The sequence below is a fragment of the Archangium violaceum Cb vi76 genome (assembly GCF_000733295.1).
GTDB lineage: Bacteria > Myxococcota > Myxococcia > Myxococcales > Myxococcaceae > Archangium > Archangium violaceum.
This window is the reverse complement of record NZ_JPMI01000201.1, coordinates 1-12314: the sequence shown is the minus strand read 5'-3', so window position 1 is coordinate 12314 and position 12314 is coordinate 1. Positions and strand designations below refer to the sequence as shown.

Sequence of the window (12314 nt, the reverse complement as noted above, 5' to 3'; positions counted from 1 at the left end):
TGGCGGGTGGGACTTGTCCGATGGAGCGCCGCCCGTGAGCAGGAAGTCATCTCGGGAGACCAGCGTGCCGCCGCATGCGTATTCCGTCTCGGTGGTTTCGTTTGTGGTCGCCATTGACGGCTTTGAGGCCAGAGAGCAACAGCCCGGTTCTCGAGGCAGCGCCATCATCGTGGGGCCACATCACCTGCTGACGTGCTGGCACGTGGTCCAGCGCCGCGAAGGGGCTCCCTGGGGACAGCCGGACGCGCTCGCTGGGGAGCCATGGGCTCGGCTCGGTCTGGTCCATCTTCCCGAGGCTGCCCCCTTGGAGTGTGTGGGGCATGACCCCTCCCTGGACCTCGCGCTGCTGTATTCTCCCACGGAACTGCGGGCGCCAGTAGCCCGCTGGCTCGACGCCGCTTCCCTGCATGGCTGGCTGAGGAATCCTTCCCCCTGGGTTGCGTTGGGGTGCTCCGAGCGCACCCGCCAACCCTCCAGCCATCATGGCACGGGCTGGCTGGGCGAGAATCGCGACTACCTCCAGCTGCAAGGGGGGATCCCCGCAGGCTTCAGCGGCGGCGCGCTCATGCCCGAGCACCAGGAACTCTGTGCCGGCGTGATTCAACTAGGGGGCAAGAAATCACCTCTTTCGGTGGCGCTTTCGGCCGAGACGATCGAGCGGTTTCTCTGGCAGTTCAAAGGCCGAGATGCGATCGAACTCATCCGTGTGCCTGGCCCCGCGCTTGCTCGCCAGCCGCCGGGCCCTGGTCTTCGGGCGAACTCCAGAGGCAAGATCCTCGCGGTCACCGGCATGATTGTCTCGGTGCTGGGGGGACTTGCCACGGCGTGGGGAATCCAACGCTCGCGTGCGAGCCAAAAGCCAGCTCCACCCGTGTCCCTCCCAGTGGAGCAGACGACCAACGTCTACAGCACTACGGGCGCGGGCAGTCCCATCATCAAAAACGATGGGACGTTGAATTTGACGATCAATACGGATGACGCATCGCACTCGAAGTAATCAGGCCCCAGGTTCCAGTGCACCTGGGGCCTCTTGTTTGTGCGCCCGGCATGGGCATCGACTCGGAGGTGGAAGTCCTCCCGGAAGCAGGTCACCGCGAACGAAGGGAACCGCAGCGCGCCGGACCGCGAGGCCGACGTGAAGGAAGCGGGGAACGAAGCCGCGGGGCGACGAACAGGAACCGGCTGCGAGGCGGCACCGAGCGGGGCGAGCGGGCAAGCAACCGCGAAGCTCCGGTGGCCAAGACGAGGTGACGTAAAGCCGGCGCTCGTGCGGCGAAGGTCGATGTTCTTACCCGGGGAGAGCTCGCCTCGTGCCTGAAAGGGCGACGCCAGAGGCGGAGCGAGCAGTCAGCACAGGCCGTAGTAGCGGCGAGCGGACCGGCAGGGATGGCGTGGAAGTCTCACCGGAGCCGGAGAACCGACGAGCCGCGAAGGGCCAAACGGTTGGGAGGCAGTCACGAGCGTGAGTCTCCGAGGCGCCAGGCGCCAGAAGTCCCCGCGAGGGGAGCTCCCACTGGGGGATAGGGGTGAAGCCCCGAACGACCAGCGGAGCGGCGAAGCACCGAGGGCGGCAAGCGAAAACGGACGTCGGGAGAGATAACCTCAACCAACCGAACCGCCGGATGCGGACCCGCCTGTCCGGTGGTGTGGCAGGGGGAGTAGAGAGTCACCCTCTCTACCCCCCTATGCCGATTCCGCGCTTGGTTCGGGGACTGTCAGGCCTTACGCGGCAGCTTGGGGAAGAAGCTGGGGATCAACGAGGCCGTGAACTTCGCCATGGACAGGATGGCTCCTTGCTCTCTCGGGCAGGTGATGACGCGCAGGAGTCGCAGGGCGTCATCGACATGCCCTCCATCGAGCTGGCCGTGCTGGCTGACGAAAGACACCGCGTGTGCGATCCCCGGGATCTTGCTCCTGGCGATCAGATTCAATGCAGCCTTGCTCGCGCGCTGCTCGCTCAGGAACTCGAGGATGAAGGCGGTGCCCAGGATGGCGTAGGGCGAGCCCTCCTCCGCATGGAAGCGGTTGGTGGCAATGTACGCCCGCACCGCTCCGCAGGGCTGGGTGCGCTCCACCTCGGTCCGTGAGCAGCCCAACGTACGAAGATCCGACAGCATCCATTCGTCATGTTTCGTCTCTTCCTCCGCCTTGGTGAGCAGGAGGTCGGCGATCACCGCGTGCCTCCGACCCCGTCGTTTCATCCTGCGGCACGACTTCAAGAGGTTCGGCTGGGTTTCCTGGACGTAGAAGTAGGTCTGGATGCCCCAAGCGATGTAGTGCTCCAGGAAGATGGTTCCCTCGAAGAGGCTGCGGGGCACTTGGCGTCTGTCCAGTGTGTGCACCAGCGTGCGAGACATTGCCAACAGCTGTTGCGTCCAGTCCGTCATGGGTTGCGTGTGCATGTACTGCTCCTGGGCGGGGCCATTGCTGGCCCCGGTGGGTGGGTGGTGAGGGGGAAGCGCGGGGTTGTGTAGAGAGATGCCGGCTCAGGGGGCACGGTGAGCGCTCTGGGCCAGGGCGTCGAACTGCTCGAGGGTGCTCCGCGGGATCTCGTTCAGCCAGGCGCAGAGGGGATAGGCCCAGCGTGAGAACTCCGGGATGTACAAGGGGGAGCCCATGAGCCTGGCGCCCATCTTCTGGGTGAACAGCTTGAGCACGCCAGGCAGGGGCAGCTCGCTGAACCTCGACTGCCGCGCGAGCTCCCAGTGTGCTGCGTTGTAGAAGGCGGCTGCCGGGTTGGCGGGGGGCGAGGAGGGGGCCAGGGCGTGGACTCGTACGGGGCTGTCCAGCTGCTGCGCCGATGCAACCCGTGCGATGAGTCTGGCGTCACGCGGCACATCCGTTTCCCCATTCGCGGCGGCCACCCAGGCGTTGACGCCCGTGTTTCTCGAAGCCCAGTAGATGCTGGCCAGCAGCCAGACGATCACCTCACTCTTCCGGTACTTTTTCAGGACCGCCACCCGCCCGCTCTCCGCGGGGCGCATTCCCGCGCTCTTCAGCGAGGCCAGGTCGAGCAGCTGCTCCAGCGGGAGGCCGAAGTGCCCACCCCTGGTACGTGCGACCCTCTCGCTGGGCAAAAGGAGCCGAGCCGCGGCGGCGGGCTCCGAGTTCACGTAGACGACGACATGCGTCGCGGAGGGCAGCTCGTCGTACTCATCCTGATCGGGCCTGGTGCTCAGGTGCTCTTCATCCCGAAAGACGGTGTTGCGCACGGCGAGTGCGTCCTTGAAAATGCGCTGTCCAGAGGTGCTCGAGAGGGCGACGGTGATGACCCGGGGAGGTTGGCCGCGCATGGAAGAACCCTTCGTCAGCCCATATCGGCGAGCCGGTTCCGGAGCGTGCGTCCTGCGCGCTCCATCGTTCTTGCGAGTTCCCAAGAGCCCCTCCGAAGAGGGGATCAAAAAAACACTGACCGGTGGAAAGCTGCGATTTCCTGCATGGATTCGCGCAGCGGGCTGGTCGCGGAGCGGGCGCATCGATAGCGCCTGGCTCTTGCTATTTCCCAATGGGCTCACCTGCCCGAGCGCGTGAAAGGTACTGGCCCGTGGGAGGTTTCGATATCCGGAACTGGCGCATGCCGCTCGCGGACGCTGATACCGCGTCATATGAGGCCGGAGAGATCGCGGCCTTTGCCGCTGAGCGGCCTGTGACCGCCATGCGGGTCATTGAGCGCGGCGGCGAGCTCTTCTATGGGGGCGAGGTCGAGGTGTTCGTCGCGGCGCTGCCCCGCTCGCTCGGCAAGCACACCTTCCTGCGGTTCGAGGTCAAGTGCAGGAAGCGGGAGGATTCGCCCATCAAGAACGGTCACCATGCCGTGCTCTCAGCGCATCCGTATTCGCTCGGCTGGTGTCACTTCGAACCGTTCAAGCCCCCGCGTCTCGAGAGCCGGTCGAATCTGAATATGTCGCACGCGGAGGAGAGCGAACTCGCGGGCGCCCTGGCCTATCTGGCGAGGCTGGATTGTGACTATTGGGAGACAAGCCACTTCCGGACGGCGGGTTTCACCGACGTTGGCCAGCGTCAGTCCTGGGATGGACAGCGTGATAACAGGCGCGGTCTGTTGCACCTCCTGGGGGTGTGTGAGGACGCTAACGCCTATAAGGACCTGCTGATGAGGCACCCCAGTGTGCAGAAACTGCTCACTGAAACGGAGAAGAGGATCATCCGGATCGGTTCCGCCGACTGTTCTGCTCATGGGAAGCGCGTGACCGTCCACGAGCAGGTCGTCGGTGAGGCCTGGGAGTTGATGACCCTGGCGGTCAGGCAGGCGCTGGCTGGACCCCATAAGGACGGCGAGCGCTGGGTTGAAGGAAAGCTGCCGGTCCACAGCAAGGTCGATCGCATCTACCGGGACCTTCTCAACGCGCGTAATCGCTCGGTCGTCAAGCAGCGCCAGCGCGAAGACGGGCCGAGAGAGGACTGGTAGCACGCCCGGTCCGAGTGACCCCTGTTGAGCGCTCCGCTGGATGCGCGCCAGGTTTCCGTGCACGGAGTTGCACCGGCAGTGATATCCTGGGACCTTGAGCGGAGCTCGTGGAAGCTAACCACTTTGGGGGAGCAGACGTGGAGATCCGACTCCTCGGAGAGACCTGGGCCGTGTCGGTTCAGGGAGAGCGGGTCAGCCTGGAGCAGAAGACCGCCGCACTCCTGGCCTACTTGGCGCTCGAAGGGGCCACGGCGCGTTCGCGCCTCGTGGGCATGTTGTGGCCCACCACAGAAGAGGCGGCCGCACGCGGCAACCTGCGGCAGGTTCTGCTGCGCCTCCGGCGGCTCCTGGGTGAGGAGTGTATCGAGGGGAGGGCCTTCCTGAGATTGCGCGATGGAATCACCCTGGACGTGCTCCACCTGCGTGCGGCACTCGAGGCCCGAGACGATGCGCGGGCGGTTTCCTATGACGGGGAGCTGCTGAAGGAGCTGAATTACCCGAAATGTGATGACTTGAATGAGTGGCTGGATGGGTGGCGCCTGGACCTGCGGCACAGGTGGTTGGAGGCGATGGGGCGGGAGGTGCAGCGGCTGGAGCGAGAAGGCCGGCTCACCACCGCACTCGAGGGGGCGCGGCAACTCCTGGCACGAGAGCGCACATCGGAGACGGCCTATCAGCACCTGATGCGCCTGCACTACCTCCTGGGGAACCGTACCGCGGCGCTGGAGGCCTATCGCCAATGCCAGGTGATGCTGATGAGCGAGTTCCAGACAGGGCCCTCTCCGGCGACGCGGGAGTTGGCCCGCATCATCGAGCGCTCGGAATCCACGCCTCAGCGGCCTGCTCCCGTGGGACGCCCCGTGCGCCCGCTGCTGGTGACTCACTCCCATGTACTCGCGGGCCGCGAGCGGGCCTGGGCCGCCATGGAGACAGCGTGGGCGGAGCGCAAGCCCATGTTCGTGGATGGCGTGGCGGGCATCGGCAAGTCCCGGCTGGTGACGGAGTTCGCGCGATCGCGAGGCAACACACTCCTGCTCAACGCCCGGCCAGGAGATCGCGAAGGGGGCTCCTTTCGCACCCACATGAGGAACCTGCGCCACGTGCTGGAGCAGAAGCCGGAGGTGCAGCCGCGCGGATGGGTGCGCAAGGAGCTGTCGCGGCTGGTTCCCAAGCTGGAAACCAGGCCCCTTCCCCCTCCTTCCAGCCCGCAGGAGCGGTCCCGGCTCTTCTCGGCACTCGCCGAGTTCCTTCGGGACGCGCTGCGAGACGTCAAGGTCCTCATCTACGACGATGCGCATTACATGGACCGGGACAGCGCCGAGCTTGGGCTCCAGCTCCATTCCGAGTTCAACGAGGAGATGGTGGCCGGCCGCTTTCCCCTCATCATCAATGTCTATCGCACCACCGAGATCCGGGAGGCATGGGAGCGGCAGCTGGTGCAGAACGCGCGCAGCGCCGGGTTGATGAAGTGGGTGACCGTGGAGCGGCTGGACACCGAGGCCGTCCGGGTCATGCTGCGGGCAATGGGCGATTCCAGGCTGGAGCAGGTCGCGGAGGAGATGGCGGCCTACACCGGCGGCAATCCCTTCTTCATCGTGGAGACCTCGCGTCACCTGCTGGAGTCCGGGACCTTCAACGGGCGCTTCCCCAGCTCGCTTCCACCTCCCGAGCGCGTCAGGGCGATCATCGAGCAGCGCCTGAACCTGCTGCCCGAGGAGGCCCTCCGGCTCGCGCGGGTCTTCGCCGTGGCTCGGACGGACTTCAGCGTCCAGCTCGCGGCCTTTGTGCTGGAGGTGCCTGTCAGTCACCTCGCGAGGCCCTTACAACTCCTCTTGGATGCCCACCTCTTCCAGGACCGCTGGTTCGTCCATGATGTGGTGGGCGAGGTGCTCCTGGCCACGTTGCCCGAGGCCATCCGCAAGGTGCTGTCCGAGCGGGTCGACGAGTACCGCCGCCTCCCCCGCTGAGTTCATCACGCGCCAGTCACGCTGGGTTTGCCATCGTCGGCCACGACTTGAAAGAGGAGCCGGCCGATGTCTTCGAAAAATACCTGGTATGGACCCGTGCTGCGCGCGCGGTATTCACCCTACGCTTTCGTGGCCGTCATTCTCCTCGTGGGCCTGTACGTGCTGCTCTTCAGCGGCGTTGCCTGGCAGACGCGCGTCTCCGGGCAGCAGCCTGCGATCCGGCTGACCCTTCACCGTGACGTGAGCAAGCTCATCCTCGTGTCCGAGGACGAGGGCCAGGCGCTCCACTTCGCGGTGGCGGAAAACCTCACCGGCGTGAGGAACTTCTGGCTCGCGGCGCCCGTGACTGGCGACAAGGCGCCTGCCTCCCAGCTCTGGCAGAAGTGCCAGGAGGTGTCTGGCTCGAAGACCGCTACCCAGGAGCCGGTGAAATCCCTGAGCTGCGAGCTCGAGCAGGAGGACATCGATCGGTCTGGCCAGGCCAGACCCTCAAGGCTCCAGAAGTTCCTGCCCAAGTCCACCTTTCGCAAGGTGGTTCTCCGGCTGCCTCCCCCGAGCACTTCCTCCATGTACCAGGAGTTCTGGTTGATCCCCTACGTCCAGAGCGCCGTGACCCAGACCAAGACGGTCTCCACCCCGGTGCCCGAGATTCTCTGGACGGAGGCGAGGTGGCAGATGGGTGAAACCGCGAGTGGAGGCGTGGCCGCGAAGCGCTGCTCCAATCCGGACGGAGGGCTCGAGGCCCCATGCTTGTTCGTCCAGGGCCTGCTGGACCGGCCGGAGCTGGTGCTGATCCGAGATCCCCAGCAGATCGCGATCGCGGTCGCCCAACGGATGTCGCTCCGGATCGTTCCCTTCCTGGTGGGCGTCATGGTGTGCGCCAACTTCATTCTTGCCGTGGTGTTCATCGGGCTCCTCTTCTGGTGGTTCTCCGGCCTGTTCCGCTCGGGCAAGGGTCCCAGGCTGCAGACCGTGTTCGATGAAAGCGTCCCGCCCGAAGCGCACGCGGCCGGGCAGAGCCCACCATCCCTGGAAAAGAAGCCAGGCAGTGTTGGGAAGATCCCGCTGCTGTTTCCGCTCCAGAGCGTGGAGCGGAGCTTTCGGGGCCTGCTCGAGTGGCTGGAGGTGACGGGCCCCGCGCTCGGCTTCCTGTTGACGGTCTGCGCGCTGTTGCTCGCGTTCGATCCCCGGATCTTCGTCGAGCGCGACATGAACCGCTTCTCCTCGGCCATCTCCATGGCCATGAGTGCGACCTTCGCGGGGCTCGGAATCCGGATCTTCGCCTTCTCGTGCGACCGGCTCCTGGAGCATGTGCTCCGTCGTGGAGGAGATTCCTTCAGGGTCGATCTCACGGACACCGTGTATCAGGTCCCTGACAAGCGGCGGAACGTGACCAGCCTCTCCCCGAGTCCGGAGCAGGTCATCGAGCCGGCGCCGGCCCAGGTGCGAGGAGATGTGGCATGAGCCGGCGGATCTCGTCTCGGGACGATCTGTTCCTCTCCGCGCTCGACATGTACACGCTGCTGTCGCTGGCGTTCATCGGCTTCGCTTTCTTTGTGACGCCCTCCAGCGGCGCGGAGTTGGCGGACCTGCCCATCGCGCAGGGTGGCACCCCCACCGCCTCGAAGCGGTTGATGGCCCGTTGGGCGCACGGCTCGGCGCCAAGGGATGCTGCGGTCTACCCCGCGGCTGAGTGCCAGTGGCAGTTGGTGGAGGTCGCCGATGACGGAAGCGAGCGGGTCCGCTCGTATACGGCGGGGTGTCTCCCGCTGGCGTTTGGCGGAGCCGTGCAGGTGCCCCAGGGGGTGCGCCGCTTGCACGCCGAGCTGCGTCAGTCCAGGCCGGAGGTGGTGCTCTTGTGCAGGCGGGAAGACGGCCTGTTTGCCTGCGCGAGCCTGCAGTGGGTCATGCATGAGGCCGGCTTCCGCCCGCTGGCGGGGGTGGCTTCGCAGCAGCAAGGAGCGGCGCGATGAGCACCAGCGATGTATCTCAATGGGAACCTGAGCAGTGGCTCCGTGCGGCGCGCGGTGATGGGGCCTCCGCCCCGCTGCGCGCCGATTTCCTCCTCTTCTGGAGCGCCGTCTCAGCCCAGACACTCGCGGCGATGTTGCTGTGGGCCCACACCGGGTGGGGCCAGCGCCAGCACCACCAGCAGCCTCCCGTCGATGCCACCGCCGTGAATGTCCTCTCCCTCTCGGTGCTTCACCGGGTCCAAGCCCTCCTGAACGAGGGAGGGCTGCGTTCCCTTCAGGAGATCGCCATTCATGCGCACATCGGCGCGACACGGGAACTCCTGGGTGACTTTCCCTACTATGACGGTGAGATCGCCGCCGAGAAGTCCTGCGATGTCTGCGTCTGGCAGTACCTGGGAGAGTGCTCGACCCGCCTGCCAGGCGATGAGGCGCTGCGGTGGTTTCAGCTGTACAAGCCTTCGTTCTCCTGCGGAAAGCACCTCGACGCGCTGAACCAGATCCTCGCTCGCCTCCCGGTTCCGCATCCCCAGCTCGAGGAGTCACAGTGGGATCTCTCCTCCGTCGATGTGCGCTCGAATCTCTTGAAGATCTCGAGGCTGGTGCTCCCGTTGCAGGTGCGCCTGCTATTGCCCGTGGTGTTGCTGCCGAGCCTGGTGAGCGCTGTCTCACCGGATGCGCCTGAACCCGGGATGGCCTTGACGCTCAAGCCGCTCCAGCAGTCCCAGGACCGCGTGGCCATCGAGGTTGTGGAGCTTTCCTATGCCGTCGAGGAACCCGCCCAGCTGCAGCGGCCTCCGGACCGTCAGCCTCCCGAAGCGCCACCCACACCGCCGCCAGGACGTCCACTGTCACCTCCCCCGCCGGGCCTGGGCGAGGCTCCCATCGCAGGACGCTCGACTCCCGGGCTCACGCCCTCGGGAACCACAGGCCGGGGCCCGCCACCGGTCCCCGAAGGAGGTCCCAACGGAACTGGCAGCTCCAGGGCTGGCACGGGAAGAGGCGCTGCCCCCATCGTAGATCGACCGTCTCCAGGCGGCGATGGGCGCGCAACCGGTCCTACCGCCGGAAGGTCTCAGCGCCAGGCAACGGCGAGCAGGATGCTTGAGGTGGCGCACGACCTCTCGGTCCTCTTGCAGCGCAGGGGAAGGCCCTGCACCTCTGGAGGCCGTGTGTTCGCCGTGAGGGAGGGGGGCGGGCTCTTCATCGACGGCAGGAGACCTCAGCTCGCCGACATCGACGCCATGGAGCGCGCGCTGAAGGAGTGCAAGGAGTGAGCATGCCTGGATGCCGAAAGGTTACCTACCTCCTGCTGCTCGGGGCTTTGAGCTCGGTGGGATGTGCCTTCCCCAGGGGGGCGGAGAAAAACGTGGTGGTCCCGTCTCCACGCTCCGGGCCCGCGGAGCCGGGGCTGCCCGCGGCTCCTCCGTCCCACGCGCAGGTGGCCTGCGCCGCGCTGGTTCGTGGCGGAGGCGAGGAGTTCGATTCGGAGCGGCCGACGACACAGGATCGCTTCCCCAAGCTCTTCGAGCTCGTGGCGGAGGTGAACCGCTGCTGGGAGGCTCGGCTCGTCTCCGACGCGGACCTTGGCCGGGTGCTGCAACTTGCTCGGCGGCGGCTCGTCGAGTGGTACGAGCTGGATGCGCGAGCCTCTTCGGCGATCCTGTTGGGCGACTCGACGCTGGATGACGCCCCACCCCGTCGAGGGCGTCAGTCGTGGGCCTCCATCTACCAGTTCGTCATCGCGCGGCTCGCGGAGCTTGAGGGCCCCTTGGTGAACCAGGACGTTGGGCTCACGGAGCAGCTGCTGAGGGTGGATGCACAGGCCGTGCGGGTGCTTGATACGCTTCAGAGAGCCAATGGCCAGACCCCGGGCAGCTCCCAGGCGCAGGAGGTGGAGGCTGCTGTGACCGCGTTCCGGGACCAGCTCCTGGCGGAGGCAACCGCCTGGAGCGAGCACCCTCGTGCCCACCACGGTCCCGTCCAGACGGCGCAGACCATGCCGGAGGTCCTTCCGTCCAAAAGCTGGGGGCCGAATGACCGCATTGGCCGGGTTGCGACGCTGGTGTACTGGATCACCACCCAGTGGGGCATGCACTCCCTGGAGCTGCATCGGGGCACGCTCGGCGTTGGGTTCCAGGGCTACCTCGAGGCCTTCCGCCGCAGGGAAGCGCACGCTCCGCTCAACGAACGGCTCACAGTGGCCTGGCCGATGTATGTGCATACCGCGTCGATCACGGAACGCGGGACGCTCAAGCGCGTGGACGAAGTGCTTCAAGACATCGTGTACGACAATCTGAATCTAATGGGGTACTTCGCCATGCGCGACGCGCAGAACACTTGGCTCATGCTCCTGCCCTCGACGCCCGGCAACCCAAACAGCCAGAGCCTGACCGCCGAATTGGCCCAGGATCGCTTGAATCAAGCCGCGCATGCGCTCGTGTACGCCTGGGAGACGACCACGAGCCGCGAGGTCCGCCTCCGGAACGTCGCTGCATTGATCAACCAGGCCGATCTGGTCTTCGTCCAGCCTGTCCAGACAGAGGGGGCCGCCACGCAGGAGGGAGATCCACGCATCCCCTGGGGTGCGCGCCTAGCAGAGCTCGGCCTGTGCCTGTTGAACCAGGCACTCTTTGAGGGCCCCCATGCGCCCTGCCCGCCGGAGTACGCCGCCGTGGAGGCGAGGCTGGCGCCTGGCGAGCAGACGTGGTGCCCCCAGGAGACCGAGGTCGCGGCGCCCTTCTTCGACACCGCCCCGCCAGAGGCGCTTGAGGCCTACCGGCGGGTGCTTGGCACATTGGTGGTGGCGGGGACCCGGCTCACGGCGCGGTCGCAGTGCGGGGTTCTCGCACTGCTGCGCAAGCAGCCGCTCGCGAGCCTGCATGCGGATGCGACGCTGCTCCAGGCGGCCGTTGAGCTCGTCGAGGCGCGCCAAGTGCCATTGGGCCCCCGGCGCATGGGAGAGTTTCTGGCGGCTGCCGTCTCCCGTCTCCGGATGGATGTTTCAGCGCCCTGCATCCGCCTCGGCCTCAGCTCGGGCTGCTCGCTGCCCGAGATCCTCCAAGCCATCAAGCAGCCTCCATTCCCGGACCCTCATGGGTGGGCGAAGCTGTGGCACGCGCGTTTCTGCACCAGCGCCAAGGCTGGTGCGAGGGTGCTCACCATCGCCCAGACACGGCTGAAGGGAGGCTCGGGGGATTTCACGGACTTCGTCACTCCCCTGACCGTCCATCAGCTCAACGACTACCGCTCGGACTTCCTCACCGCCGCCGCGGCTTGTCGCGAAGCATCCGTACCAGTCGAGGAGCAAACGCCTGATATGCGGCTGCCGAAAGGTGCCGTGAAGTCGGCGAAGCCTCTCGCAAGCCGGCGCGGCACAGGGACGCCCGTGGCGAGAGAACCTCGCGGGGCATCGAGGAGCGCGGCGGCGGGAATGCCCTGAAGCTTTCTCTTCAGGCGCAGCTCGGTCCATTTTCTGGGTCTTCGGTACGTCGAGAGGGCTGGTGCCTCTCCGAGCAGGAGTTCATCCAAGTCCTGACTTCTCGGTGGCCCTCCGCAATCATCAAATCCGTCGACATTCCAGGAGGGCCGCGCTCCGTCGATTTCCGTATACGGATGTCGGAATCCTCGATTGACGGGCACCTCAACCTGGAGGGGTCGACCGTCGTTTTTCATGGCGCCCCCGGTGACTGTGCCGAGTTCGCCCTCGAATATCGGGCCATCTTCCCCCAGGGCCAGCCCTTCCTGCTATTCGACGAGGGCTATAACCGAAGTATCGAGTTGAGGCCGGAGACGACAGGAGAGGACATCGTCAGCGCACTCCAGGACACGACCGCCACATGATGTCACCTCTTTGCGAGGAGATGCTCTCCGGCCTCCTTGTCGGCAGGATAGACACCGTAGGGGCGAATCCGGGGATGGTGCTGCGTCATGCGGCGGAGTGCCCTGTGC

10 protein-coding genes are annotated in these 12314 nt (G+C 66.0%); 8 read left to right on the top strand and 2 right to left on the bottom strand.

Annotated elements, in window-relative coordinates:
- The first annotated feature begins 34 nt into the window (after positions 1-34).
- Positions 35-997 (top strand): S1 family peptidase, encoded by a 963-nt coding sequence (locus Q664_RS26580; RefSeq protein ID WP_160174508.1) that lies wholly within the window; start codon positions 35-37, stop codon positions 995-997.
- Positions 998-1715: 718 nt separating this feature from the next.
- Here Q664_RS26580 and Q664_RS26575 read toward each other — a convergent pair.
- Positions 1716-2387, bottom strand: a complete 672-nt coding sequence (locus tag Q664_RS26575; protein ID WP_160174507.1) for an iron-containing redox enzyme family protein — start codon at positions 2385-2387, stop codon at positions 1716-1718.
- Between the two features lie 99 nt (positions 2388-2486).
- Entirely contained in the window at positions 2487-3293 is an 807-nt protein-coding gene (locus Q664_RS26570; protein WP_052518702.1) for a GNAT family N-acyltransferase, read from the bottom strand.
- A 281-nt stretch (positions 3294-3574) separates the two neighbouring features.
- Here Q664_RS26570 and Q664_RS26565 point away from each other — a divergent pair, with 281 nt between their 5' ends.
- The 7 genes from Q664_RS26565 to Q664_RS26535 all read left to right on the top strand — a co-directional run bounded on the left by Q664_RS26565 (position 3575) and on the right by Q664_RS26535 (position 12206).
- Positions 3575-4426: a hypothetical protein gene (locus tag Q664_RS26565; RefSeq protein WP_043401669.1), complete on the top strand. Its 852-nt coding sequence runs from the start codon at positions 3575-3577 to the stop codon at positions 4424-4426.
- A gap of 137 nt (positions 4427-4563) precedes the next feature.
- Positions 4564-6393 (top strand): BTAD domain-containing putative transcriptional regulator, encoded by a 1830-nt coding sequence (locus Q664_RS26560; RefSeq protein WP_052518701.1) that lies wholly within the window; start codon positions 4564-4566, stop codon positions 6391-6393.
- Between the two features lie 66 nt (positions 6394-6459).
- Positions 6460-7857, top strand: coding sequence for a hypothetical protein (locus tag Q664_RS26555; RefSeq protein ID WP_152622358.1), 1398 nt, complete (start codon positions 6460-6462; stop codon positions 7855-7857).
- Positions 7854-8366, top strand: coding sequence for a hypothetical protein (locus tag Q664_RS26550; RefSeq protein WP_043401664.1), 513 nt, complete (start codon positions 7854-7856; stop codon positions 8364-8366). Before Q664_RS26555 ends, Q664_RS26550 begins: the two co-directional genes overlap by 4 nt.
- 131 nt (positions 8367-8497) lie before the next feature.
- Positions 8498-9640, top strand: coding sequence for a hypothetical protein (locus Q664_RS26545; protein WP_160174506.1), 1143 nt, complete (start codon positions 8498-8500; stop codon positions 9638-9640).
- A 257-nt stretch (positions 9641-9897) separates the two neighbouring features.
- Positions 9898-11805, top strand: a complete 1908-nt coding sequence (locus Q664_RS26540) for a hypothetical protein (protein ID WP_152622356.1) — start codon at positions 9898-9900, stop codon at positions 11803-11805.
- 173 nt (positions 11806-11978) lie between these two features.
- Positions 11979-12206: a hypothetical protein gene (locus Q664_RS26535; protein ID WP_043401654.1), complete on the top strand. Its 228-nt coding sequence runs from the start codon at positions 11979-11981 to the stop codon at positions 12204-12206.
- The last annotated feature ends 108 nt before the right edge of the window (positions 12207-12314 follow it).